25 protein-coding genes are annotated in these 23,475 nt (G+C 70.9%); 10 read left to right on the top strand and 15 right to left on the bottom strand.

The window, feature by feature from the left end; all coding sequences use genetic code 11:
* Positions 1 to 147: 147 nt before the first annotated feature.
* Positions 148 to 1,059 carry an SGNH/GDSL hydrolase family protein gene (locus tag WA762_RS01840; RefSeq protein WP_335932206.1) on the bottom strand — a complete coding sequence of 304 codons (912 nt, stop codon included), beginning with the start codon at positions 1,057 to 1,059 and terminating at the stop codon, positions 148 to 150.
* 349 nt (positions 1,060 to 1,408) lie between these two features.
* Here WA762_RS01840 and WA762_RS01835 point away from each other — a divergent pair, with 349 nt between their 5' ends.
* Complete coding sequence (locus WA762_RS01835) at positions 1,409 to 1,903, top strand: DUF3145 domain-containing protein (RefSeq protein WP_335932204.1); 495 nt, start codon at positions 1,409 to 1,411, stop codon at positions 1,901 to 1,903.
* 228 nt (positions 1,904 to 2,131) lie between these two features.
* Here the strand turns inward: WA762_RS01835 and fabF are convergent, their stop codons facing one another.
* The 5 genes from fabF to WA762_RS01810 form a co-directional block, all read right to left on the bottom strand.
* The gene (gene fabF / locus WA762_RS01830; protein WP_335932202.1) at positions 2,132 to 3,394 is read right to left on the bottom strand and encodes a beta-ketoacyl-ACP synthase II; all 1,263 of its coding nucleotides are present in this window, start codon (positions 3,392 to 3,394) and stop codon (positions 2,132 to 2,134) included.
* 76 nt (positions 3,395 to 3,470) lie between these two features.
* Entirely contained in the window at positions 3,471 to 3,719 is a 249-nt protein-coding gene (locus WA762_RS01825) for an acyl carrier protein (RefSeq protein ID WP_084745743.1), read from the bottom strand.
* 63 nt (positions 3,720 to 3,782) lie between these two features.
* The gene (locus WA762_RS01820) at positions 3,783 to 4,814 is read right to left on the bottom strand and encodes a ketoacyl-ACP synthase III (protein ID WP_335932197.1); all 1,032 of its coding nucleotides are present in this window, start codon (positions 4,812 to 4,814) and stop codon (positions 3,783 to 3,785) included.
* 13 nt (positions 4,815 to 4,827) lie between these two features.
* Positions 4,828 to 5,742 (bottom strand): ACP S-malonyltransferase, encoded by a 915-nt coding sequence (locus WA762_RS01815; protein ID WP_335932303.1) that lies wholly within the window; start codon positions 5,740 to 5,742, stop codon positions 4,828 to 4,830.
* Positions 5,743 to 5,831: 89 nt separating this feature from the next.
* Entirely contained in the window at positions 5,832 to 6,971 is a 1,140-nt protein-coding gene (locus WA762_RS01810) for a PucR family transcriptional regulator (RefSeq protein WP_335932301.1), read from the bottom strand.
* 195 nt (positions 6,972 to 7,166) lie between these two features.
* On the opposite strand from WA762_RS01810, the gene WA762_RS01805 reads away from it, so the two are divergent.
* The gene (locus tag WA762_RS01805) at positions 7,167 to 7,913 is read left to right on the top strand and encodes a pirin family protein (RefSeq protein ID WP_335932195.1); all 747 of its coding nucleotides are present in this window, start codon (positions 7,167 to 7,169) and stop codon (positions 7,911 to 7,913) included.
* A 122-nt stretch (positions 7,914 to 8,035) separates the two neighbouring features.
* Positions 8,036 to 8,461, top strand: a complete 426-nt coding sequence (locus WA762_RS01800; protein ID WP_335932193.1) for a DUF5959 family protein — start codon at positions 8,036 to 8,038, stop codon at positions 8,459 to 8,461.
* 145 nt (positions 8,462 to 8,606) lie between these two features.
* On the opposite strand, the gene WA762_RS01795 is transcribed toward WA762_RS01800, so the two are convergent.
* From WA762_RS01795 to WA762_RS01780, 4 genes are all read right to left on the bottom strand, one after another.
* On the bottom strand, positions 8,607 to 8,873 hold the full coding sequence (locus WA762_RS01795; RefSeq protein WP_335932191.1) for a DUF397 domain-containing protein: 267 nt from the start codon (positions 8,871 to 8,873) through the stop codon (positions 8,607 to 8,609).
* A gap of 183 nt (positions 8,874 to 9,056) precedes the next feature.
* Positions 9,057 to 9,323: a DUF397 domain-containing protein gene (locus WA762_RS01790; protein WP_335932189.1), complete on the bottom strand. Its 267-nt coding sequence runs from the start codon at positions 9,321 to 9,323 to the stop codon at positions 9,057 to 9,059.
* 228 nt (positions 9,324 to 9,551) lie between these two features.
* The gene (locus WA762_RS01785; RefSeq protein ID WP_335932187.1) at positions 9,552 to 9,746 is read right to left on the bottom strand and encodes a DUF397 domain-containing protein; all 195 of its coding nucleotides are present in this window, start codon (positions 9,744 to 9,746) and stop codon (positions 9,552 to 9,554) included.
* Positions 9,730 to 10,554 (bottom strand): helix-turn-helix domain-containing protein, encoded by an 825-nt coding sequence (locus tag WA762_RS01780; protein ID WP_335932185.1) that lies wholly within the window; start codon positions 10,552 to 10,554, stop codon positions 9,730 to 9,732. The genes WA762_RS01785 and WA762_RS01780 overlap by 17 nt, the downstream gene beginning before the upstream one ends.
* Positions 10,555 to 10,641: 87 nt before the next feature.
* Between WA762_RS01780 and WA762_RS01775 the strand changes: the two genes are divergently transcribed.
* The 3 genes from WA762_RS01775 to WA762_RS01765 all read left to right on the top strand — a co-directional run bounded on the left by WA762_RS01775 (position 10,642) and on the right by WA762_RS01765 (position 14,329).
* Positions 10,642 to 11,157 carry an ATP-binding protein gene (locus tag WA762_RS01775; RefSeq protein WP_335932183.1) on the top strand — a complete coding sequence of 172 codons (516 nt, stop codon included), beginning with the start codon at positions 10,642 to 10,644 and terminating at the stop codon, positions 11,155 to 11,157.
* A gap of 791 nt (positions 11,158 to 11,948) precedes the next feature.
* The gene (locus WA762_RS01770) at positions 11,949 to 13,727 is read left to right on the top strand and encodes an alpha/beta hydrolase (protein ID WP_335932181.1); all 1,779 of its coding nucleotides are present in this window, start codon (positions 11,949 to 11,951) and stop codon (positions 13,725 to 13,727) included.
* 113 nt (positions 13,728 to 13,840) lie between these two features.
* Positions 13,841 to 14,329: a hypothetical protein gene (locus WA762_RS01765; protein ID WP_335932179.1), complete on the top strand. Its 489-nt coding sequence runs from the start codon at positions 13,841 to 13,843 to the stop codon at positions 14,327 to 14,329.
* 32 nt (positions 14,330 to 14,361) lie between these two features.
* Here the strand turns inward: WA762_RS01765 and WA762_RS01760 are convergent, their stop codons facing one another.
* On the bottom strand, positions 14,362 to 15,183 hold the full coding sequence (locus WA762_RS01760; protein ID WP_335932177.1) for a serine hydrolase domain-containing protein: 822 nt from the start codon (positions 15,181 to 15,183) through the stop codon (positions 14,362 to 14,364).
* Positions 15,184 to 15,369: 186 nt separating this feature from the next.
* Here WA762_RS01760 and WA762_RS01755 point away from each other — a divergent pair, with 186 nt between their 5' ends.
* From WA762_RS01755 to WA762_RS01740, 4 genes are all read left to right on the top strand, one after another.
* Positions 15,370 to 15,831, top strand: coding sequence for a MerR family transcriptional regulator (locus tag WA762_RS01755; RefSeq protein WP_335932175.1), 462 nt, complete (start codon positions 15,370 to 15,372; stop codon positions 15,829 to 15,831).
* The gene (locus WA762_RS01750; protein WP_335932173.1) at positions 15,831 to 16,850 is read left to right on the top strand and encodes an aldo/keto reductase; all 1,020 of its coding nucleotides are present in this window, start codon (positions 15,831 to 15,833) and stop codon (positions 16,848 to 16,850) included. Before WA762_RS01755 ends, WA762_RS01750 begins: the two co-directional genes overlap by 1 nt.
* 259 nt (positions 16,851 to 17,109) lie before the next feature.
* Positions 17,110 to 17,748 (top strand): isochorismate family cysteine hydrolase YcaC, encoded by a 639-nt coding sequence (gene ycaC, locus WA762_RS01745; protein WP_335932170.1) that lies wholly within the window; start codon positions 17,110 to 17,112, stop codon positions 17,746 to 17,748.
* A gap of 57 nt (positions 17,749 to 17,805) precedes the next feature.
* Positions 17,806 to 18,627 (top strand): APH(3'') family aminoglycoside O-phosphotransferase, encoded by an 822-nt coding sequence (locus tag WA762_RS01740; protein WP_335932169.1) that lies wholly within the window; start codon positions 17,806 to 17,808, stop codon positions 18,625 to 18,627.
* Positions 18,628 to 18,709: 82 nt separating this feature from the next.
* On the opposite strand, the gene WA762_RS01735 is transcribed toward WA762_RS01740, so the two are convergent.
* The 4 genes from WA762_RS01735 to WA762_RS01720 form a co-directional block, all read right to left on the bottom strand.
* Positions 18,710 to 19,393, bottom strand: coding sequence for a response regulator transcription factor (locus tag WA762_RS01735; protein WP_335932167.1), 684 nt, complete (start codon positions 19,391 to 19,393; stop codon positions 18,710 to 18,712).
* Positions 19,394 to 19,429: 36 nt separating this feature from the next.
* Positions 19,430 to 20,815 (bottom strand): sensor histidine kinase, encoded by a 1,386-nt coding sequence (locus WA762_RS01730; RefSeq protein ID WP_335932164.1) that lies wholly within the window; start codon positions 20,813 to 20,815, stop codon positions 19,430 to 19,432.
* 322 nt (positions 20,816 to 21,137) lie between these two features.
* The gene (locus WA762_RS01725; RefSeq protein WP_335932162.1) at positions 21,138 to 22,115 is read right to left on the bottom strand and encodes a DUF4429 domain-containing protein; all 978 of its coding nucleotides are present in this window, start codon (positions 22,113 to 22,115) and stop codon (positions 21,138 to 21,140) included.
* 113 nt (positions 22,116 to 22,228) lie between these two features.
* Positions 22,229 to 23,440, bottom strand: a complete 1,212-nt coding sequence (locus tag WA762_RS01720; RefSeq protein ID WP_335932160.1) for an alpha/beta hydrolase — start codon at positions 23,438 to 23,440, stop codon at positions 22,229 to 22,231.
* Positions 23,441 to 23,475 lie beyond the last annotated feature (35 nt).

The following is a 23,475-nucleotide window of genomic DNA, read 5'->3' as shown; positions in this document are numbered from 1 at the left end:
CGCCGGGAGCCGCGGGCCGGGAGCCGCGGGCCGGGAGCCGCGGGCCGGGAGCCGCGGGCCGGGAGCCGCGGGACACCGCCCGCGCGGCCCGTCCCGCCCGCGCGGCCCGTCCCGCCCGCGCGGCCCGTCCCGCCCGCGCGGCCCGGCCTACGCCGGGGGCCGTGCCGCGGTGACGTTGCGGTACGCGATCTCCGCCATCCGGGCCTGCCCGTCGCGCCCCGGATGGAACCAGTCCCAGGGGCTGAGCTGCGCGCCGGTGAACGGGTACGCGAAGACCGCCCCGCCGTCGTAGCGGCAGCGCGCGTCCTTCGCGCAGACGTCCCGCAGCACCGCGTTGTACGCCACCACGCGCTCCTGCACCGAGGCCCGCCGGGCCACGGCCGCCGGACCCATGTCGTCCGGGTCGCCCAGCATCGACCGGCAGATCCCCAGCTGCCAGATCCGCTTGCCCAGCGGGTTGTCCCGCCCGGTCGACCAGAGCCGCATCAGATCCGGCACGCTCGACACGTACACCTGCGCCTTGGGCGCCCCGGTGCGCAGCCGCCGCATCGCCGTCTCGAAGGAGGCGCGGAAATCGGCCACCGGCGTCATCTGCCGGGCCGAGTCCCGGCAGGCGTCGTTGGCGCCGATCATCACCGTCACCAGACCCGGCTTCCGATCCGCCGCCAGCGCCATCTGCTCCGGCAGCTGCGCGATCCTGGCCCCCGTCTCGGCATGGTTCCAACTGCGCGCGGCGGCCCCGGACTCGCCGAGCAGCCGTACCGCGAGACTGCGCACCGCGCCGTCCGTGCCGGTGGCCCAGGAGACCTCCGGACAGTCCGTCAGCACGGAGCAGGCGTCGAACCCGCGGGTGATGGAATCCCCGACGGCGGCCACCGACTTCGGGCTGCGGTCCCAGACCGGCCCGGCCGCCGCCTTCCGCTGCCCGGCGCCCGCCCCCTTCGCCGCGCCGTCCCCGTCCGCTTCGCAGCCGGACAACGTGGCGCAGCCCAGCACCGCGGCCGCCGCCAGGACGGCCGCCGCGCTCCTGGAACGGCGGCGGACGGGACGATCCTGCATGCCTCGGTCTCCTCGGTCGTGCCCCCGGCGATTCCTTATGGCACCGTCCGGCGGAGCCGGGAATTCCGTCAGGACGGCGGCGGCGAATGATGTGCCCCGACCGACCGTACGTCACACCTGGGGGGTCGCCGCGCGGTAGCTTTTCCTCGTCGAACCAGCGGTGCGTTTCCCTCGCCCGGCTCCACTCGGGTGGCTTTCCGTAAATCACATCACGTCACATACTGTCCCTTTTCAGGAGATTCACCCCGATGCTGTTTACTGATGACAACCTCGGGATCCGGCCGAGAAGAGACGGTACGGGCGTGAGGCCGCTGGGGAAGGCGAACTTCGTCCCACACTGGAGGTCCCGGTGACGACACGTGGAGTTCTGTACGTTCACTCCGCACCGCGCGCGCTCTGTCCCCATGTCGAATGGGCGGTGGCCGGCGTTCTCGGTGTGCGGGTGCAACTCGACTGGATCAGACAGCCGGCCGCGCCCGGCACCTGGCGGTCCGAGTTCTCCTGGCAGGCCCGGCCGGGCACCGCGTCGAAGCTGGCCTCCGCCCTGCGCGGCTGGGATCTGCTGCGCTTCGAGGTGACGGCGGAGCCGAGCCCCACGTCGGAGGGCGAGCGCTACAGCTCCACCCCCGAACTGGGCATCTTCCACGCGGTCACCGGTATGCACGGCGACATCCTGGTGCCCGAGGACCGGCTGCGCGCGGCGCTGGCGCGGTCCATGCGGGGCGAGACGGACCTGCAGGACGAGATCGCCAAGCTGCTCGGCAAGCCGTGGGACGACGAACTGGAGTCCTTCCGGCACGCAGGCGAGGGCGCGCCGGTGCGGTGGCTGCACCAGGTGGTGTGACCGGCCGACCGGCCGGAACGGCCGGCTGACCGGACCGGCGGCCGGGGGCGCTTCCCCGCGGAACACCCGTACGACGAGTGGGGCCCGCCTTCCCGACGGGGGAGGCGGGCCCCACTCGTGCCGGCGGGGCGGTCCCGGCGCCCGGCCGGACACGCGAACGCCGCGGCCCGCCTCCCCAGGGGGAAGGCGGGCCGCGGCGCGGATCACGGGCGTCCGCCCGGAAGCGGGTCAGACGCTGCGGAACGCCAGGACCACGTTGTGGCCGCCGAACCCGAACGAGTTGTTGATCGCGGCGATGGTCCCCTCGGGCAGCGGCCGCGGCTCGTCGCGCACGATGTCCGCCTCCACCTCGTCGTCGAGGTGCTCCACGTTGATGGTCGGGGGAGCCATCCGGTGGTGCAGCGCCAGGACCGTCGCGACGGTCTCGATGCCGCCCGCGCCGCCGAGGAGGTGACCGGTCATCGACTTCGTCGCGGAGATCGCCACGTGGTCGAGGTCGTCGCCGAGGACCTTGCGCAGCGCCTTCAGCTCCGCGACGTCGCCCTGCGGCGTCGACGTGGCGTGCGCGTTCAGGTGCACGAGCTCGGACGGCTTGAGGTCCGTCTGGTCCAGCAGGTTCTGCAGCGCGGCGGCGATCCCGCGACCGCTCGGCTCGGGCTGCGCGATGTGGTGGGCGTCGGCGGACAGGCCCTGGCCCAGCACCTCGCAGTAGACCCTGGCGCCGCGCGCGGCGGCGTGCTCCGCAGACTCCAGGACGACCACGCCGGCACCCTCGCCGAGCACGAAGCCGTCACGGCCGGTGTCGTACGGGCGCGAGGCCTTCTGCGGCTCGTCGTTGTTCTTGGACATCGCCATCATGTTGGCGAACGCGGCGATCGGCAGCGGGTGGACGGCCGCCTCGGTGCCGCCCGCGAGGACCACGTCGGCACGGCCGGTGCGGATCATCTCGACGGCGTACCCGATCGCCTCGGCGCCGGAGGCGCAGGCGGAGACCGGGGTGTGCACGCCGGCCTGGGCGTTGACCTCCAGGCCGACGTTGGCCGCCGGGCCGTTCGGCATGAGCATGGGGACGGTGTGCGGGGAGACGCGGCGTACGCCCTTCTCCTTGAGCACGTCGTACTGGTCGAGCAGGGTGGTCACGCCGCCGATGCCGGAGGCGACGACCGCGCCCAGGCGCTCGGGCCGGACCGCGGCCTCCTCACCGGCCTTGCCGGTGAAGCCGGCGTCCGCCCACGCCTCGCGGGCCGCGATCAGCGCGAACTGCGCCGAGCGGTCCAGCTTGCGGGCGAGCGGGCGGGGCAGGACGTCGCCCGGGTCCACGGCCACGAGGGCCGCGATCCGGACGGGAAGGTCAGCGAAACGTTCGCCCTCAAGAGGCTTGACGCCGGAACGACCGGCCATCAGACCTTCCCAGGTCGACGCCGAGTCGCCACCCAGCGGAGTGGTTGCGCCGATACCGGTGACGACCACGGTGCGATTGGTCGAGCTCACTGGAAAATCTTCTCCACGTGTAGAGGGTCGTGAATCAGCGGCGCCACCGCCGGGTGGCGACACAGGTGCCGGGCTGTCAGCCCTGGTGCTTCAGGATGTAGTCGGCAGCGTCACCGACCGTCTTGAGGTTCTTGACGTCCTCGTCGGGGATCTTGACGTCGAAGCGCTCCTCGGCGGCGACGACGACCTCGACCATGGACAGCGAGTCGACGTCCAGGTCATCGGTGAAGGACTTGTCCAGCTGGACGTCCTCGACCGGGATACCGGCGATCTCGTTGACGATCTCGGCGAGACCGCTGACGATCTCTTCCTGGGTGGCGGCCATGTTGGCGCTCCTTCAATGTGTGTATGCAGGGTTGGGACGTCCGGGCCGGATGGCCTGGTGTGTCTAGGGGAGGGTAACCACCGTCGCGGCGTACACGAGACCCGCCCCGAAGCCGATGAGGAGCGCGGTGTCGCCGCTCCTGGCCCGACCGGTCGCCAGAAGCCGCTCCATGGCGAGCGGAATCGAGGCGGCGGAGGTGTTGCCGGTGGTCTCCACGTCACGGGCGACCGTGACGTGCTCCGGCAGCTTGAGAGTCTTCACCATCGAGTCGATGATCCGCATGTTGGCCTGGTGCGGAATGAAGACGTCCAGGTCGTCCGCGGTGATCCCGGCCGCGTCCAGCGCCTGCTGGGCGACCTTCGCCATCTCGAAGACGGCCCAGCGGAACACCGCCTGGCCCTCCTGCGTGATGGCCGGGAACTTGATGTTGCCCTCGGAGTCCAGCGGCAGCCGGGACGCGTCTTTGGCATGGAACTCGTCCCACGGCACGGTCTGCTTGATCGTACCGGCCTTGTCGCCCTCCGAACCCCACACGGTGGGGCCGATCGCGGGCTCCTTGGACGGGCCGACGACCACGGCGCCCGCGCCGTCGCCGAACAGGAAGGCCGTCGCCCGGTCCTCCAGGTCGGTCAGGTCGCTCAGCCGCTCCACGCCGATGACGACGACGTACTCCGCCGAGCCCTCGACGATCATGCCCTTGGCGAGCGTCAGACCGTAGCCGAAGCCGGCGCAGCCCGCCGAGATGTCGAACGCGGCGGCCTTGCCGGTGCCCAGCTTGTCGGCGATCTCGGTGGCGATCGCGGGCGTCTGCGCGAAGTGCGAGACGGTGGAGACGACCACGGCGCCGATCTGGTCGGGACTGATCCCGGCGTCGGCGATGGCCTTGCCGGCCGCCTCCACGGACATCGCGGAGACGGTCTCCTCGTCGTTCGCCCAGTGACGGGTGACGATGCCGGAGCGCGAGCGGATCCACTCGTCGGACGAGTCGATCTTCTCAAGGATGACCTCGTTGGGCACGACCCGAGTCGGACGGTAGCCGCCGACGCCCAGGATCCGCGCGTACGGGGAGCCCTGGGCGGGCTTGATCTTCGACATGCTCTCGGGCTCCTTAGGCGCCCGCGTGCTCGATGATGAGCGCGCGGGCCGCTTCGAGGTCGTCGGGGGTCTTGAGCGCGAGGGTCTGCACGCCGGGCAGGGCGCGCTTGGCGAGCCCCGTGAGCGTGCCGCCGGGGCACGCCTCGATGAGCGCGGTGACGCCCATCTCCTTGAACGTCTCCATGCACAGGTCCCAGCGGACCGGGTTCGCCACCTGGCCGACCAGCCGGGAGACGACCTCCTCGCCGGTCGCGACGGACCTGCCGTCGGCGTTCGAGACGTACACCATGGCGGGGTCGCTGATCTTCAGCTCCAGCGACGCCTCGCGCAGCCGCTCGACGGCGGGGGCCATGTGGTGCGTGTGGAAGGCGCCGGCGACCTTGAGGGGCACCACCCGGCGCACCCCCTCCGGCTTGTCCTCGGTCAGCGCGGCGATCTGCTCGACGGTGCCCGCGGCGACGATCTGGCCGCCGCCGTTGACGTTCGCCGGGGTCAGCCCGAGCCTCTCCAGGTGCGGGACCGTGACCTCCGGGTCGCCGCCGAGCAGCGCCGCCATGCCGGTCTCGGTGACCGCGGCGGCCTCCGCCATGGCAAGCCCGCGGGCCCGGACGAGCCGGAGCGCCGCCTCGTCGCCGATGACCCCGGCGAAGGCGGCCGCGGTGATCTCGCCCACGCTGTGGCCCGCGACGATGTCGGGCGACGCGTCGAGCGCGGCGGCGGACAGCAGACCGGCGGCGACCAGCAGCGGCTGCGCCACCGCGGTGTCGCGGATCTCCTCCGCGTCGGCCTTCGTGCCGTAGTGGGCGAGGTCGAGCCCGATGGCCTCGGACCAGGCCGCGATGCGGTCGGCGGCACCGGGCAGATCGAGCCAGGGGGTCAGGAAGCCGGGCGTCTGAGCGCCTTGGCCGGGAGCGACGAGTACGAGCACCCTCACACTCTCTCTTGTGAACGGTTCGGTCCGCCCGTGGGGACAGGGACGAAGAACCGTAGGGGGAATTGTTGACGTCCGACAAAAGTCTAGGACTGGGGATCCCCGGCGGCCAGGCGCCCCAGGATCAGGGCGATTCGCAGAGTGAACGCCGAGCGGACATCCGAGGGCGACCACCCGGTGACGTCAGTCACACGTCGAAGCCGGTAGCGCACGGTGTTGGGGTGGACGAAGAGCATCCGTGCCGCGCCCTCCAGACTGCTCGCCTGCTCCAGATACACACTCAGCGTCTCCAGCAGAGCGGAGCCCGCCTCCTCCAGCGGTCTGTAGATCTCCTCCACCAACTGCTCGCGCGCGGCGGGGTCGCCCGCCATCGCGCGCTCCGGCAGCAGATCGTCGGCGAGCACCGGCCGGGGGGCGTCCTGCCAGGCCCGGCACGCCTTCAGCCCGGCCGCAGCCGCCTGCGCGGACCGGGTGGCCGCCAGCAGATCGGGGACGACCGGACCGGCGACGACCGGCCCCGCCGCGTACGGGCCGATCAGCGCCTTGGCGACGTGCAACGGGTTGTCGCTGCCGCCCGCGATGACCACCAGGCGGTTGCCGAGCACCCCGGTCAGGACCTGGAGCTTGGCGTGCCGGGCGGCCCGCCGGATCGCCTCCACGGTCAGTTCGCTGTCGCCGTCCGGGGCCGTGCCGAGGACGACGCAGACGTGCTCGGGCGAGTTCCAGCCCAGCGCGGCGGCCCGTGACACGGCGCCCTCGTCGGCCTCGCCGGACAGCACCGCGTTCACCACGAGCGATTCCAGCCGGGCGTCCCAGGCGCCGCGGGCCTCGGCGGCCTGCGCGTACACCTGGGCGGTCGCGAAGGCGATCTCCCGGGCATACACGAGCAGCGCCTCGCGCAGCGCCCCCTCGTCGCCGGGCGCGGCGACCTCCTCGATCGCGGCCTCCATGACCTCGATCGTGGTACGCACCATCTCGACGGTCTGCCGCAGCGTGATCGCCCGGGTCAGCTCGCGCGGCGCGGTGCCGAACACATCGGTGGAGATCGCCTGCGGGGTCTCCGGATGCCGGAACCACTCGGTGAACGCGGCGATCCCGGCCTGGGCGACCAGGCCGATCCAGGACCGGTTCTCCGGGGGCATCGCCCGGTACCACGGCAGCGTCTCGTCCATGCGGGCGATCGCGTTGGCGGCCAGGCGGCCGGAGGACTGCTCCAGCCGCTTCATGGTCGCGGCGTGCAGGTGGGCGTCGTGCGCAGCGGGCTGCTCAGGATCGGGTCGGGACACGCAGACAAGACTGCCTTATCCAGCCATGTGCTCGGTGGGCCGGGGCGGCGGCGGGTTGCCGCGGCGGCGCGTCCCGGGGCGGCGCGGGGGCCGCGGGGCGGTCCGCGACCCCGGCCGGCGGGCTACCGTGGGCGGGTGATTTCCGTGCAGCGGTCCGAGGACCGGTTCAGGGGAGGGGACGAGGCGGCCGGCATCGAGACCCGGCACGCCTTCTCGTTCGGCTCCTTCTACGACCCCGACAACCTCCGCTTCGGCCCCGTGACGGCCTGCAACGAGGAACGGCTCGCGCCCGGCGCGGGCTTCGACGAGCACCCGCACAGCCACACGGAGATCGTCACCTGGGTCGTCGAGGGCGAGCTGACCCACCGCGACTCGACGGGGCACGCCACGGTGGTACGGCCCGGCGGCCTCCAGCACCTGAGCGCCGCGGCGGGCGTCCGCCACGTCGAACGCAACGACGGTTCCCGGCCACTGACGTTCATCCAGATGTGGCTGGCCCCGCTGGAACCGGGCGGCGAGCCCGCGTACACGACCGTCCCGGAGCTCGCCGACGCCACCCCGTACGCCCTCCCGGCCGCGGGCGCCGTGCTGCACGTGCGCCGCCCGGCCGGCGGCGAACGCACGCCGCTGCCCGACGCGCCCCGGGCGTACGTCCACGTGGTGGCCGGGGAGGTCCGCATCGGCGGCGCGTCGAGCATGGAGTCCGGCGGCGAGGCGCCCGGGGGCGGCGCGGTGCTGCGCTCCGGCGACGCGGCGCGGATCACGGGCGAGACGGGGCTCGACCTGACGGCGACGGCGGGCCCGGCCGAGGTGCTGATCTGGGAACTGCCGGGGGTGCCGGGGCCGTCGGAGACGCCGGGGCCTTCGGGGCCGTCGGCCTGAGCGGCGCGTCCGGCGGCCCGCGGCTCCCGAGCGATCATGCCGGATGGGGGGCGCCGATCATCGTGGACCGGGGTGCGAGAGGATCGGGGCACCCTGCCCGCTCACCCGTCCACGAGGTGGCCGTGACCGACGACGCACAGACGCTGGAACTTTTCCGGTTCGCTGATCGCGAGCAGGGCGTGACCGTCAGAGTCGCGTGCGACGCACCGGTGGTGATGGGGGAGGAGCGGTACTACGCGGCCGAGATCGCGTTGGAGAGCGACTTCGTCAATGGCAGTGCGCGACTGTATGTCTCAGCCGGTGACCTGGATGAATGGGAGCGTTGCCTTGATGCTCTTGAAGCCGAGGAGGGGGCCGAGTGGCCGCCCGGCGGCCGCAGCGCGTGGCTGACGGTGATCCCCGAGGACCCGGTGGAGGTGACCGTGCACGACTCGCCGTCGACGCAGATCGCCGTACGGATCCCTGTCGATGTGACGCCCGGATGGCTGGAGGAGAACCGGCTGAGGCTTGAGCGCGTACGCGAGGCGGTGGCACGGAAGCCGGCCTGATGTCCGCGGTCGCGAGGGAACGATTCACGCCGACCGGTGTGGGCGCTGGCATCTCCCACCCACGCCAGCACGCAACACTGCGACAAACGGGGCTCGGGTGACCCCGATCACTCGAACCCCGCTCCGCCACGCGCTCGCGGCATGGTCAGCGGAGCCCGTCGACGAAGTGCCGCCAGGCATCGGCTCCGATGGTGAGGACGGGCCCGTCGGGGTTCTTGCTGTCGCGCACGGGTACGGCGCAGGGGAGGCCGTCGGCCACCTCCACGCATTCGCCGCCCGTGCTTCCGCTGTGGCTGGACTTCCGCCAAGAAGCACCACCGGTGACGGTGCACTCCACGCAATCACCGCCGGTGTTTCCGCTGTACGTCGACTTGCGCCACTGCGCTTCGGTCGGGCTGTGACTGGTCCTCATGGCGATCCTTCCACGCGTGAACGATCAGTGTTGCCCTGGATGTAACTCTCCATGCGGAAGTTTGCGGTTGCTCTTGAACCAGAATAGGGCGAACGCTTCCATCGCTCACCGCCCTTGTGAGAAAGGGGGCTCGGACGACCACTGGTCACCTGAGCCCCCTTCCGCCGCACGCTTGCGACGCGGTCAGTGGAGCCCGTCGACGAAGTGCCGCCAGGCATCGGCTCCGATGGTGAGGACGGGCCCGTCGGGGTTTTTGCTGTCGCGCACGGGTACGGCGCAGGGGAGGCCGTCGGCCACCTCCACGCATTCGCCCCCGGTGTTTCCGCTGTAGCTGGACTTACGCCAGGCCGCGCCGCCGATGACGGTGCATTCGACGCATTCGCCGCCGTTGGTGCCGCTGTACGTCGACTTGCGCCACCGTGCTCCGCTCAGGCCATGACCGGTTCCCATAGCGTTCCTCCATCACGCGAGCGATCACTGTTGCCTCGGTCATAACTCTCCGAGCCGAAGGCCTCGTTGTCGATTCTCCATGTGGCCGTCCTTTCACGCCTCCGGCACCGTATGGTCGTTCAGGAACCAGCCCGCGACGGACCACTTCGCGGTGTGCGCCAGAAACGGAAGGGGCTCGGGCGACCAGTGGTCATTCCCGAGCCCCTCTACCGCGCGCTTGCGACGTGGTCAGCGCAGTCCGTCGATGAAGCGCTGCCAGGCGTCGGCTCCGATGGTGAGGGCGGGCCCCTCGGGGTTCTTGCTGTCGCGGACGGGTACGGCGCAGGGGAGGCCGTCGGCCACCTCCACGCAGTCGCCGCCGGTGTTTCCGCTGTAGCTGGACTTACGCCACTGTGCGTTCTCCAGGTCAGGCCGGGTCTGCATAACGCTCCTTCATCACGCGGGCGATCAGGGCCGCCGAATCCTCGGCGGAGAGGGCTGCGGCCTGCAAGTGAGCGTATCGGAGCGTGGCCTCTCTGATGGTGTCGGGACTGGCCGTCATGTGACCGGAGATGACGTCCTCCGTGTAGACGATGTCGGGGTCATCGTCGAAGCGCAGGAGGTTGAAAGATCCGGCGAGGCTTGCGTGTTCACCCGCAGAGAAGGGCAGCACCTGAATCCGCATCCAGCGGTGGTCGGTGAGGTCCAACAGCTGCTGGAGTTGCTTCCGCATCACCTCACGACCTCCTATCGGCCGGTGCAGCACGGCCTCGTCGAGCACGACCCAGGCGAGCGGCGGCCGCTTCCGCTCCAGGATGCGTTGGCGCTCCAGCCTGGCCGCCACCTGGTTGTCGAGGTCATCCGGCATGCCGGTGGCCAGTACAGCCCGCGCGTAGTCCCCCGTCTGCAACAGCCCGTAGACCAACTGCGCCTGGTACGTGGAGATGTACGTCGCACACGACTCCATCTCGGCGTACGGCTGGAACCAAGGGGGCAGTTGGCTGCGCAGGACCAGTCCTACCAGCCGGGAGAACAACCCGTCCGTGCCGAGCGCCGCGTCCACCCGTTCCGAGAAGTCGCGGGTGGGCACCTTCTTCGTCGTCTCGATCTGGCCGATCAGCGACCCCGTGCAGAAGATGATGTCGCCCAACTGCCCCTGCTTGAGGTTGTTGGCCTCTCTCAGGCGGCGCAGCTCCGAGCCGTAGTAGTCCAACGGCGAAGCGCAGGGGTCGAGTTTCTGGATGTTGGCCACGGCGGGCGGCACCTCCGGCGTTCAACGCCTCACGGCGTTCGTTTCCGTACGTAGCCGACCGTAGCCACACGACTGCACTCTGGTGACGTGAATCACGCAACTGACCCCCGAACCGGGGAACCGCTGGAGCCGACCTACCGCGCAGCCTTCGCGATGAGCGAGCACTCCGCCCGCCATCTGCGCCGCGTCCTGCACCTGTACCTCACCGGCTGGGGGCTCCTCGATGTGGCCGACGCCGCGGAGTTGGCGCTCACCGAGCTGATCGCCAATGTCGTACGGCACGTGCCCGGCCGGCTCTGCCAGACGTTCATCTTCCGGCTCCCGGACGGGGGCGTACGCGTCGAAGTCGCGGACGGGTATGCCGAACTGCCGCGCGTGACGGCCCGCGACACGCTCGACGAGGGCGGGCGCGGGCTGATCCTCGTCGACGCCGTCACGGACCGCTGGGGCGCGGAACCGCGCCGCGACGGCGCGGGGAAGACGGTGTGGTTCGAGTGCCTGCCCGCGAAGAAGGAGGGGCAGGGGCAGGGGCAGGGGACGGCCCGGCGGCCGCGTCCCTCAGCGTTCCGTACGCAGCTCCGCGAGCACTGCGTCCGTGAATGACGTAATAGCCCTCGGTGGCGGCCGTGATCGTCCTGATGACAGCGGCCCCGCTGAGCCATCGGGGCTGCTCTATTTCTATCGGGTGATAGGGGAAGCGGCGCAGACCTCTTCGGATCGGGAGGTCTGGTCGGGATCGCCTGGGAGCCGGAGGCGTATCTGACACGCTCAGGTGCCGAACATTGGCGCAATCTGTGCTTACTTCGCACGGGGTGAACGTTGATTCCGGTGTCTATCCACTTTGAGCGTGACTGGCGACTGGTCAGTTGGGCTAACGTCACGGTGCGCGTTGGCATAGAGATGTGCTCGAAGAAGACAAGTGAGGTGGAACCCGTGTCCTCTCCGTCCATCCGACCGGAGTTGGTCGACCCGGCAGAGTCTCCAGTATCGAGAACATCGGAGGGGCGCGAAGCTCGGGTGACTCTTGCCTCGTTGGCCTCGCAGACGCCAGACACGACTCCGGGTGCTTCCAGTGGCCCAGCTGGGACTCTGAAGCACGGTGGTGGTCCGTGGACGAGTGCTTCGGGTGCCGCTGGTGCACTGCGAACGAGTACGGAGGAGAGTCGCGGCAGCCTCGGCTCTGGACACGAGGGCGCCTTGTCGGGCGCAGCCGGACTTGCTTCTCTTTCCTCTCTCAAATCCGTTCGAAAGACCTGGGAAGAGCGTCTTGTGGCCGTGAGGGACGAGTGCGACCACCTCGAAGGCGCCTTGCTGAAGGTTGCCAAGGAAATGGGTGAGACCGATGCCGAGGTGGGTATCGCCTTCAAGGCTGCCCGAACGGACGGTGAGCACCGATGACCACCGCTGGACTTACCTGGCAGCAGTTGCGTGACCTGAAGCTTTCTCAGCTCGAAGACGTGGGAGACAGGTGGAATGAGGTTTCCGGGAGGTCGGACGCCAGTCGCACTCAGGTCGACCGCGCAATGTCGGCGAGGCTGCGCGAGACGCAGGAGAGCGAATCGGCGGAGGCGGCGCTCGGACGTCTGAAGCGGCTGAGTCGTAACTTTCACTACCTGCACACGGAGTGTGGCCTCGTTCGCACAACCTTGAATGGTCTGGCATCCGAACTGGCGGAGCCTCAAAGGCAGTTGAGGCAGGCCTTGGAGGATGCCGCCGCGCTGAAGTTCTCCGTCCTTGAGGACGGCTCCATCAGCTACCCGGCAGTCGTCACCGAGACGCTCACCGGGGATCAGCGGGAAGCCTCCGGTGGCAAGGTGCAGGGCAGTGCGCGCCTTCCGGTCGAGCCGCCTGGGTGGGGTGGAAATGCGCCCTCACCATTCCAGCCTCTCAATCCAAATGCCGAGAAGGCGCAGGTCATCGCGGACCAGATCGCGCGGGCTGTTCGTGCTGCCGTCGAGATTGACGTCAGGTATGCGCGAACACTCGACAGGCTCAAGGCAGCCAAGGGCCTTGATGTCACGGAGGCCGTGTTGCAGGACGTTATGCATGACATGGATGCGGTGCGCACGGCTGCGGACAGGTACTTGGATTCGGGCATTCCGCAGAGTAAGTCTCCGGCGGAGAACAAGGTCTGGTGGGACGGTCTCAGTGAAGAACAGCGACAGGAGTACTTGGAGATCGCCCCGGACCTGGTCGGCGGCCTTGATGGTGTTCCGGTAATAGCGCGAGATGAAGCCAACCGTAACTATCTGCCGGTGCTGATCGATTCGCTGGCACGGCAGGACGGCGACGAGGCGCACTCCAAACTGGATGCACTACAACTGATCGATGAGAAGCTGAAAAGACCTGGCCATCCCCCGATGTTCCTGCTGGGTATCGGTGACGAAGGCAACGGCCGCGCGATCATCGCCTACGGAAACCCTGATATGTCACGGAACGTATCAGCGTACGTTCCTGGCTTGGGTACGAAACTGAACAAGGATTTCGTTGAGGGCACGATGAAACGTGCTCAGGACACGGCTCTCGGTGCCCAGAATATCGATCCATCCAGTGCGTCGATCGTCTGGCTCGGCTACGACGCCCCACAGAGCGTCGATGTCATGGGCACTGGCGATGCGAAGAAGGGCGCTCCTTCCTACAACCACTTCATGGCCGGACTGGAAGCCACCAACGAGCACAGCGACCCTCACTTGACAGCTATCGGTCACTCCTATGGATCTCTCACGGTAGGAACCGCTGCCAAGCAGGCCGGTGGTATCCCGGGAGCGGACGACATCATCTTGCTCGGTAGTCCCGGAGTGGGTGTCGACAATGCACAAGATCTCGGTGTCGGCAAGAAGCATGTGTTCGTTGGCTCTGCGGAGAACGACCCGGTTACCCACCTGCCGACGAAGGAAGAGGCATTTTTCGCCGGCCCCCTGGGGGTCCTCGTATATGGCGATGCCTTCGACCGGGGGAATGATGACATCTATTTCGGCAAGGACCCGGCCAGTGAGGCTTTCGGGGCACAGCGGTTCAAAGTCGACCCCGGGCCCAGGCCCATCCTTGAGATGGGTGGATTTGATGCCCACTCCCAGTACTTCACGCCGGAGAAGGACATGGTGTCGGCCGAGAACATTGCGACGATCGTCGCAGGAAGGCCCGAAGACGTGATCAGGGACGGGTACAGGTGAAGCACATGAGGCGCACTGTTCGGGTGGTGCTTTCGGTAGCGCTGGCAAGTGTGCTGCTCGCTGGGTGTGGAATCCTGGAAGGCGGTCGGGCGAATGGAGGGAGCGCGGCGACCATGGACATGCAGGAAGCGGCTGAGCGTGCGGATGCGATGCTGGATGCGACAATCAAGGCTGTTGTGCCAGAGATTCAATGGGCTCATCACGTCACGACTACCGGAAGCTGCGATGTTTCCCGTCGTCGGAAGGTCATGACGATCATCTCCGAACGGCGGCGTGGAAACTTCCTGGGGGTGATCGAGCGCTTTTGGCAGAAAAGCGGTTACGAGATCACAACGGTGAGGAAGAGCAAAGATCGTCCAGCCATTTTCGCTCGGTCCCCAGATGGTTTCGGGATCAGCCTGGTCTTCGGGTATCAGGGACAGGCCGCCTTCGAGGTGGCCACTCCATGCGTGCAGAAGTCCGAAGTTTCCGATCCCGAGGCCAAGCCCAATGGCCCCGAGTATCCCCTGGGGCAGGTCCCCACGCCCAACGTTCGCTCCGATTTCTGGTCCGTTGAAATTCCTGTCCCCACACCGTCGTCGAAAATCGGAGACTCAGGCTGAGACTTTGGGCTGGGGCCCGGCGGCCGCGTCCCTCAGCGTTCCGTACGCAGCTCCGCGAGCACCGCGTCCGTGAACGCCGGCCACACCTCCACCGCCCACGGGCCGAAGGCCCGGTCGGTGAGGGCGACGCAGGCCGCGCCCGCGACCGGGTCGACCCACAGGAAGGTGCCGGACTGGCCGAAGTGGCCGAAGGTCGCGGGCGAGGACGAACCGCCCGTCCAGTGAGGCGACTTGTGGTCCCGGATTTCGAAGCCGAGGCCCCAGTCGTTGGGGTTCTGGTGGCCGTAGCCCGGCAGTACGCCCTTCAGGCCGGGGTGCTGCACGGTCTGGGCGTCCAGAACCGTACGCGGGTCGAGCAGCCGGGGCGCCTGGAGCTCCGCCGCGAACCGTATGAGGTCGTCGACGGTCGACACGCCGTCCTTGGCGGGCGAGCCGTCCACCGTCGTCGACGTCATTTCCAGCGGCTCCAGCACCGCCTCGCGCACGTACTGGGGGAACGGGATGTCGGCAGCCTTGGCGATGTGGTCGCCCAGCACCTCGAAGCCCGCGTTGGAGTAGAGCCGCCGGGTGCCGGGGGCGGCCATCGTCCGGTGCTCGTCGAACGCGAGCCCGCTGGTGTGCGCGAGCAGGTGCCGTACGGTCGACCCCTCGGGCCCGGCCGGCTCGTCCAGCTCGACCGCGCCCTCCTCGTACGCCACGAGCGCCGCGTACGCCGCGATCGGCTTGGTGACCGAGGCGAGCGGGAAGCGGTGCGCGGTCGGGCCGTGCGTACCGACGACGGTGCCGTCCGCTCGTACGACGGCGGCCGCCGCGGTGGGGACGGGCCAGTTGTCGATCATCGCCAGGCTCTGCATGCCTACGAGCGTAACGGGCGGGTGTTCGGAGCCTCGCGCGGCCGTGGCCCCCGGTGCCGGACCAGGCGTCGCAAGCGGAGCGCGCGTACCGGAACACGGCGGCACGGAGCAGGCCCGCACCCGCGCCGCAACCCGAACGCGTCCGCGCTTGCTTCGAGTGCACTCCAAGGTTTTAGCGTGGAGGGCATGACGGTGATCGAGACCACATCCACGAGGACGGACGTCTGCGCGGCCGCCCCCAGGGCGCACCCCCGCCCCGACGGGCAGGACCGCTACACGATCAGCGAGGTCGCCGCGTTCACCGGGCTCACCGCCCACACCCTGCGCTGGTACGAGCGGATCGGGCTGATGACGCACGTCGACCGCTCGCACACGGGCCAGCGCCGGTTCAGCAACCGCGACCTGGACTGGCTGGCGTTCGTCGGCAAGCTGCGGCTGACCGGGATGCCGGTCGCCGACATGGTCCGGTACGCGGAGCTGCTGCGCGAGGGCGAGCACACCTTCGAGGAACGGCAGAAGCTGCTGGAGGCGACCCGTCGCGACGTGAAGGCGCGGATCGCGGAGCTCCAGGACACGCTCGCCGTCCTCGACCACAAGATCGACTTCTACGCGGGTGCCCGACGGGCGCCGGAAAGGCCCTGTGCCTGATGACTGACGACAAGATCGCCACGGTGGAGCTCGGCGACGGCGGCCCGCGGGTCGGCGTGCAGGGCCTCGGCTGCATGGGGATGAGCGAGTTCTACGGGGACACCGACGAGGCCGCCGCCCGGGAGACCCTGGAGACGGCGCTGACGGCGGGCGTGACCCTGTTCGACACCGCCGACGTCTACGGGAGCGGCGCCAACGAGAAGTTCCTGGCCCCCTTCGTCGCGGCGCACCGGGACGAGATCGTCCTCGCCACGAAGTTCGCCATCGAGCGGCGGGCCGACGACCCGCACTACCGGGGCGTGCGCAACGACCCCGCGTACATCCGGCAGGCCGTCGAGGACAGTCTGCGCCGGCTCGGCACCGACGTCATCGACCTCTACTACATGCACCGCCGCGATCCCCTCGTCCCACTGGCCGAGTCCGTCGGAGCGATGGCCGAGCTGGTCCGGCAGGGCAAGGTCAAGCACCTCGGGCTGAGCGAGGTGACCGGGCCCGAGCTGCGCGAGGCGCACGCCGTGCATCCGATCGCCGCACTCCAGTCGGAGTGGTCGCTCTTCAGCCGGGACGTGGAGCGCAGCGCCGTGCCCGCCGCCGTCGAGCTGGGGGTCGCCCTCGTGCCGTACTCGCCGCTCGGCCGCGGCTTCCTCACCGGGGCGTTCACGGACGCGGCCAAGGACCTGCCGGACGGCGACTTCCGCCGGTACCAGCCGCGGTTCACCGGCAACAACGCCAAGGCGAACGCCGCGCTGCTGGCGCCCGTGCGCGAGATCGCCGAGGTGCACGGGGCCACGCCCGCGCAGATCGCCCTCGCCTGGGTGCAGCAGCGGGCCCAGGTGCACGGCCTGACCGTCGTCCCGATCCCCGGCACCCGGAAGAGCAGCCGTCTGCTGGAGAACGTGGCGGCCACCCGGATCACGCTGACGGACCAGGAACTGGCGCTGCTGGAGCCGATCGCCGGACAGGTGGCGGGCGACCGCTACCCGGACATGAGCAACACCGCCACGGCTCGCGAGCAGTAGCCGGAGCAGGGGCGGTCCGCGGCCCGTCCGTCCGGACGGACGGGCCGCGGGGCGGTCCCGGCGGGCGCGGGCGGAGGCCGAGGGCGTCGGTCCTCCGGTTGCAGGGGAGCGACCGGCATTCTCTACTGGTCGTCGAGCGAGACCGCCCACGCCCGGGGCCGATCCGATCCGGTCCGGACCGGGCTCCTCGAACCGTGAGCGGCCGTGCCGCGCTGTGCGGTCGTGCGTCACGGCCACCCACTCCAGGGAGTTGAGTTCCGTGCCGGCACAGAACGGCTTCACCTACAGACGGCTCTCCGTCGACGACGCCGCCGCCCTCTTCGTCGACCACCAGTCCGGACTGATCTCACTGGTCCAGGACTTCGGGCCGGACCAGTTCAAGAACAACGTCCTCGCGCTCGCGGACTGCGCCAAGTACTTCGGCCTGCCCTCGGTGCTGACCACCAGTTTCGAGGACGGGCCCAACGGCCCGATGGTCGCGGAACTGCGCGAGACCCTTCCCGACGCCGCGTACATCCCCCGGCCGGGGAACATCAACGCCTGGGACAACGAGGACTTCGTCCGGGCCGTCGAACGCACCGGCCGCCGCCAGCTGATCGTCTCCGGTGTCGTCACGGACGTCTGCGTGACGTTCCCTGTCCTCTCCGCGCTCGAAGCCGGATACGAGGTCTTCGTGGTGACCGACGCCTCCGGGACCTTCACCGGGCAGGTGCGCGACGCGGCCCTGATCCGCATGGCGCACGCGGGAGCCCAGCTCATGAACTGGTTCGGCGTGGCCTGCGAACTCCAGCGCGACTGGCGGCGCGACATCGAGGGACTGGGCAGTCTGCTCTCCGCGCACATCCCGAACTACCGTAACCTCATGGCGAGTTACGCGGCAGTGCAGAGCAAGGGCTGAGGGGTCGTCCCCGGCCTCGGCCCGGGCGGCCCGGGATGGTCGCCTACCGTGGACCGCATGAGCGAAGTCCCCTGCCCCCGAACCCTGTTGGCGCGGACGCCGGGCGGCCCCGAGGGCGACTGGCTGCCCGTCGCGGCGGGCGAGTCGGGGGCCGGCGTCTTCCGCAGCGCGGACGGCGGCCGGTACGCCAAGTGCGTGGCCGCCGCGGACGCGGCCGGCCTGGAAGCGGAGCGCGACCGGATCGCCTGGCTGGGCGACCGGGGCGTCCCCGGGCCGCGGGTGCTGGACTGGCGATCCGGCGACGCGGGCGCCTGCCTGGTGACCAGCGCCGTGCCCGGCGTGCCCGCCGACCGGCTGTCCGCCGGGGAGCTGCGGGCCTGCTGGGACCGCGTCGCCGACGCGGTCCGCGCGCTGCACGCGCTGCCCGTGGGGAGCTGCCCGTTCCGCCGGGACCTGGACGGGATGATCGCCCGGGCCCGCGACGTGGTGCGCCGGGGTGCGGTGCACCCGGAGTTCCTGCCCGTCGAGCAACAGCACACGCCCGCCGGGGAGTTGCTGGCCCGGCTCGTCCCGCAGACCGCCCGGCGGCGCGAGCAGGAGGCCGCCGACATGGTCGTCTGCCATGGCGACCTGTGCCTGCCCAACATCGTCCTCGACCCCCGGACCCTGGATGTGTCCGGCTTCGTCGACCTGGGCCGCCTCGGGCTGGCCGACCGCTACGCCGACCTGTCGCTGCTGCTGGCCAACGCGCGGGAGACCTGGGCCGACGAGGACGCGGCGCGGGCCGCGGACGCGGCGTTCGCCGAGCGGTACGGCATCGCCCTCGACCACGACCGCCTGCGCTTCTACCTCCATCTCGACCCGCTCACCTGGGGGTAGCGGCTCGGCGGGGCCGCGCGGGCGGCGTCCCTCCCGGGGCCCCGGCCCCGGGCCGCCGTCCCTCACCCGCCGCCCCGTCCCGTCACCCCTCGCCCGGCACGACCAGCCCGGCCTCGTACGCGAAGATCACCGCCTGCGCGCGGTCCCGCAGGTCCAGCTTGGCCAGCACCCGCCCGATGTGGGTCTTGACCGTCTGCTCGGCCAGCACCAGCCGTGCCGCGATCTCCTGGTTGGACAGCCCCCGCGCGATCAGTTCCAGCACCTCCGTCTCGCGCGGGGTCAGCCCCTTCAGCCGTACCGCCTGCCCGCTCCGGGTCGCCCCGGACGGGCCCTGCCGGGCGAAGTCCGCGATCAGGCGGCGGGTCACGGACGGCGCCAGCAGCGCCTCGCCCGACGCCACCACCCGTACCGCCGCGATCAGGTCCGCCGGCGGCGCGTCCTTCAGCAGGAAGCCGGACGCCCCGGCGCGCAACGCCTCGTACACGTAGTCGTCCACGTCGAACGTGGTGAGCATCAGCACCTTCGGCACGTGCTCCACGCCCGCGGGCGGGTTCAGCAGCTCGCGGGCCGCCGCCAGGCCGTCCATCCCGGGCATCCGGACGTCCATCAGGACCACGTCGGGACACAGCTCGCGGCTGACGTCGACGGCCCGGCGCCCGTCCGGCGCCTCACCGGCCACCTCGATGTCGCTCTGCGCCGCGAGCAGCGCCGCGAACCCCGCTCGCACCATGGCCTGGTCGTCGACGATGATCACGCGGATGGTCAAGATTCCTCCGAGAACGGCGTCAGGGTATGGCGGAGGTCAGTCCACCGGGTGCTTCAGGGGCAGACGGGCGGCCACCCGGTAACCCCCGTCGGGCAGCGGCCCGGTGTCCAGGGTGCCGCCGGTCAACCGTACGCGTTCCCGCATGCCGACCAGCCCGTGCCCGGTGCCGGTCGCCTCCAGCGGCGAACCCGGCTGCTCCGCACGGCTGTTGACCACCAGAACGGTCAGGTTCCCGCCGTCGGACGTGACCGACACCCGGGTCCGCGCCCCGGGCGCGTGCCGCACCACGTTCGCCAGGGCCTCCTGCACGATCCGGTACGCCGACAGGTCCACCGCCTGCGGCACCTCCGGCAGGTCGGCGGCCAGCGACAGCTCGGCCGGCAGCCCCGCCCGTACCGTCGCCTCGACCAGCTGCTGCAACCGGTCCAGCCCCGGCTGCGGCGCCCGCTCGCCCTCGGTGCCGTCGCTCCGCAGCACCGACAGCAGCCGCCGCATCTCCGCCAGCGACTCCCGCGCACTCGCGGCGATCGCGCCGAACTCCTCGCGCGCCTCGTCGGGCAGCCCGGCGATCCGGTAGGGCGCGGAATCGGCCTGGACCGTGATGACGGACATGTGGTGGGCGACCACGTCGTGCAGCTCGCGGGCGATCCTGGCGCGCTCCTCCAGCAGCGTCCGCCGCGCCCGCTCGGCCTCGTTGATGCTCTCCTGCTCGACCAGCCGCCGTCGCGCGACGCCCCGTTCCCGGATCACCGCGCCGACCGCCGCGAACACCACGCCGAAGAGCGGAAGCAGCAGCGCGCTGCCGTTGCTGCGCTCCGGGGCGACCAGGTGCAGCACCAGCCCCGCCGTCGCCGTCACCGCCCAGACCGACGCCACGGTCCGCAGGGGTTCGCGCAGGGCCACCGCCAGCAGCAGGAAGAGGTGGCCGAACAGCGTGGGCGGGGGCCACGGCCAGACGTCGAACGAGGCGGGCGGCTCCTGGAGCAGGATCAGCGCCCCCAGGACGTCGGCGGGCAGGATGATCCACCACGCCTGCAACGGCCGGTGCACCAGCATCAGGAGCGGCCCCGCCTGCCCGACGGCCAGGGCCCCCGTGAGCCCGCCGTCCACCCCGTAGTCGTCGCTCAGGACCCTGATCGTGACCGAGAAGAAGAGCACGAAGAGGGCGAGAACGGCCGCGTACGGCAGCCATCGCCACCGGTTCCGGGGCGCGCCCGCGAGCGGCTCCGGGCGGTGGGTCGGCCGGCTGAGGTCATGGACGATCCGCACCACATGGCGGCGCGCCGCGCTCACCAGCCCGTCGACGGCGGGCGGCGCACCGTCGACGGCGGTCGGTGGGCCCGGTGGCCGGGACGGCGGGTGCGGGACGCCGGGAGGGGCGTGCGGAGGCCGGGGCGGTACGCGCGGCGGGGGAGTGGTCATGGCCGGATCAGCCTAGAAAGCGGCGCCGCCCCACCGCGTCATACCGGGGTTTCGATTCGCCGCCGCCCCGTCTCGTACGGGGGTATGACGGGCGGCGGACGATACGCGGGCGGCACGGCCGACGGGCCGGGCTGCACGACGGACGAGCCGGGCAGCACGACGGACGAGCCCGGCAGCACGGCCGACGAGCCGGCGACGCCCCCGGCCTGCGGAGCACGGCGAGTGCGGGAAGCACCGGAAGCGCGGTGAGCGGGATGAGCACGGGAAGCGCCGGGTGAGCGCCGGAACCACGGTGAGCGCCGGAACCACGGGGAGCCGGCGCTCACAGCTCCGCGAGCAGCTGGGCCTTCTTCGCGCTGAACTCCTCGTCCGTCACCAGACCCGCCTGGTGCAGCTCCCCGAGATGACGGATCCGCTCCGCGATGTCCGCGGGATCACGCCGCCCCGCCCCGGTCAGGGCCGCGCCCGGGACCGCCGGGGCCGCGTGCGCGGGCTGCTTCCGGCGTACGGACTCCAGTACCGCCGCGGCGAACGGCAGCGACTCGTGCAACGCGCCGTAGCCGAGGCCGAACACCACCGCGGCCGGGTCCTGATCGGCCCGGGCGGGGCGCGAGACCTCCGGGAGGGCGGCGCCCGCCGCCGTCCCCGGCCCGGCCGTCGGTCCGGCGGCCCCCGGGGCGGGACCGGACGCCGGGCCGGGCACCGGGGCCCCGCACTCCGGACCCCTCGGCAGCAGCCGCAGATACCCGTCGAAGGCGTCCGGCGAGCGCCACTCGACGCCGCTCAGCTCCGTCACCGGGAACGTCTGGTCGCCGGCCTTCCACTTCGCCGTGGAGGCACCCGTCCAGAACCAGCGGAAGGAGACCCGCTCGCCGTCGAACTCCGCACGGCCGTCGTACGCCTTGAAGTGCATCGGCGCCTCGGGGGCCGCGACCAGGAACCGGTCGGCGGGCTCGGAGGCGTCCGGGCCGATCAGCGCGCGCAGCTCGTCCGCGTAGTACTCGGCGAGCGTCTCGCGCTCGGCGGGGAGTACCAGCCGGTACGGGTCGTGGCCCTCCTTCAGCTGCCCGGCGGAGACCTCCATCAACGGGTCCGCGCCCCGTCTCGGTATCGCCCGCAGGACCACCGTGCCCCGCTTCCCGGGGGTCAACGTCACCGATGACAGCGCCGCGTGCGGTACGCGGCGCTCACGCAGGCTCTGGAAGAGCCTCGGTGTACGAATCCCCCGTTCGAAGCGGATGAGCACGGAGTCGGCGTCGAACTCCCAGGTGGCATGAATTCCGGCCAGCACATCACCCATGTGCCTCATCGTATGCGGCACTTGCTCCCACGTCCCCCCTGGTGCAAGCCCCGATATGTAGCCGGATACGGTGCGATGCGCCCCTCAATTCCGTCAGATCCGGCCAGACACCGTCAGACTTCCTGGCCCCGGACGACGCCCTCGCGGCAGGTGTGGTCGGAGGCCGCGCAGCTCACCGAGGTGTACGCCCCCACGCCGATGGCCGCGAAGTTGGCCAGGCTCCGGGTGCCCGGCTCGAAATAGCCGCTGTGCCCGATCGCGTCGCCCGCCGAGACGACGCGTGCGCCGAAGCCCGGTTCGACCGGGTCGGCCCCGTGACCCAGCCCGCCGAACTCCAGGTTCGGCACGTCCTCGATCCAGTCGCCGCGGTCCCGCGTGGCCCACACCCTGGCCCCGGTGCGCAGCTGGTCGGCGCGCTCCACCCGCATGCCGGGGCTGCCCGCGACCGCGATGTCGGCGACCCTGGCGGGCAGTTCGTGCGCCGCGACCCCGCACAGCACCGAGCCGTAGCTGTGGCAGAACAGCGAGACGGGGGCGCCGCCGGGCAGCGCGTCCACCAGGGCCTTCAGGCGTACCGCGCCCCGCTCGGCGAGGTTGCCCAGGGCCGCGTCCACGCCGATGCCGGCGGGCGCGGTGTAGTCCGCCCAGGCGATGACGGCGGTACGGGTGCCGGGGCGGGCGGCGCGCTCCGCCGCGTACAGCGACGTCGCCATGCCGACCGGGGCGGTGTTCGCCTTGGGCGCGGGCCGCTCCAGGGTCAGCAGATTGGTGTCGACGCCGGGCACGACCACCGAGATCCGCCGGGCCCGGTCGAGATCGCCGAACACCTCGGCGGCGCGGCCCTTCCCGGACGGGTCGAAGGCGAGGAAGTGCCGGCCGTCCGCGAGCATCGACTGGAAGCGCTCCATCCGGCGCAGCGCCTCGGCGCGGCCGTCGGGGGAGAGCCTGTCGTCGTGGGTGCGCTTCCGCTCGGCCGCGCGCGCCTGCTTCAGGGCCAGCCGGTTGGCCTGATAGCGCAGGGCGACCGGCACGCCGTTCAGATTGCCCACGACCAGGGGGTACTTGTCGGCGAGAGCGGTGCGCTGCGCGGCCGTGAGCGTGGCGAAGAACCGGGCCACGCGGTATGGCGGGGCGTCGGCGTCGGGCAGCGGGTGACCCGCCAGGCGGCCCCGTGCCCAGGCGGCGAGCGCGACCTCGCGCGGCTCGTCGGAGCGCTGGTGACGCACGGTGGTCCAGCCCGTGGTCGCCAGCATCACGAACACCACCGCGACGGCGAGCAGCGCGCGCCACGCGGCGAGGGTGGGGGAGGAGTCGAAGGAAGTCACTCCGGCCCACATTAGGAGACGCGCCCCGGCGCCCG

The organism is Streptomyces tyrfis, from assembly GCF_037034285.1.
Lineage (GTDB): Bacteria > Actinomycetota > Actinomycetes > Streptomycetales > Streptomycetaceae > Streptomyces.
Note: the sequence above shows the minus strand (reverse complement) of the source record. Positions and strands in the feature narration are given on the sequence as shown.

What these genes read in the sequence shown, in the direction of transcription:
- WA762_RS01755 (WP_335932175.1), top strand. Translation starts at nt 15,370, where the DNA reads ATGACGGTGATCGAGACCACATCCACGAGGACGGACGTCTGCGCGGCC.
- WA762_RS01760 (WP_335932177.1), bottom strand. Translation starts at nt 15,183, where the DNA reads ATGCAGAGCCTGGCGATGATCGACAACTGGCCCGTCCCCACCGCGGCG.
- WA762_RS01750 (WP_335932173.1), top strand. Translation starts at nt 15,831, where the DNA reads ATGACTGACGACAAGATCGCCACGGTGGAGCTCGGCGACGGCGGCCCG.
- WA762_RS01795 (WP_335932191.1), bottom strand. Translation starts at nt 8,873, where the DNA reads ATGAGGACCAGTCACAGCCCGACCGAAGCGCAGTGGCGCAAGTCGACG.
- WA762_RS01765 (WP_335932179.1), top strand. Translation starts at nt 13,841, where the DNA reads ATGGACATGCAGGAAGCGGCTGAGCGTGCGGATGCGATGCTGGATGCG.
- WA762_RS01810 (WP_335932301.1), bottom strand. Translation starts at nt 6,971, where the DNA reads ATGAAGCGGCTGGAGCAGTCCTCCGGCCGCCTGGCCGCCAACGCGATC.
- WA762_RS01730 (WP_335932164.1), bottom strand. Translation starts at nt 20,815, where the DNA reads ATGACCACTCCCCCGCCGCGCGTACCGCCCCGGCCTCCGCACGCCCCT.
- WA762_RS01740 (WP_335932169.1), top strand. Translation starts at nt 17,806, where the DNA reads ATGAGCGAAGTCCCCTGCCCCCGAACCCTGTTGGCGCGGACGCCGGGC.
- WA762_RS01840 (WP_335932206.1), bottom strand. Translation starts at nt 1,059, where the DNA reads ATGCAGGATCGTCCCGTCCGCCGCCGTTCCAGGAGCGCGGCGGCCGTC.
- WA762_RS01770 (WP_335932181.1), top strand. Translation starts at nt 11,949, where the DNA reads ATGACCACCGCTGGACTTACCTGGCAGCAGTTGCGTGACCTGAAGCTT.
- WA762_RS01790 (WP_335932189.1), bottom strand. Translation starts at nt 9,323, where the DNA reads ATGGGAACCGGTCATGGCCTGAGCGGAGCACGGTGGCGCAAGTCGACG.
- WA762_RS01725 (WP_335932162.1), bottom strand. Translation starts at nt 22,115, where the DNA reads ATGGGTGATGTGCTGGCCGGAATTCATGCCACCTGGGAGTTCGACGCC.
- WA762_RS01825 (WP_084745743.1), bottom strand. Translation starts at nt 3,719, where the DNA reads ATGGCCGCCACCCAGGAAGAGATCGTCAGCGGTCTCGCCGAGATCGTC.
- WA762_RS01785 (WP_335932187.1), bottom strand. Translation starts at nt 9,746, where the DNA reads ATGCAGACCCGGCCTGACCTGGAGAACGCACAGTGGCGTAAGTCCAGC.
- WA762_RS01820 (WP_335932197.1), bottom strand. Translation starts at nt 4,814, where the DNA reads ATGTCGAAGATCAAGCCCGCCCAGGGCTCCCCGTACGCGCGGATCCTG.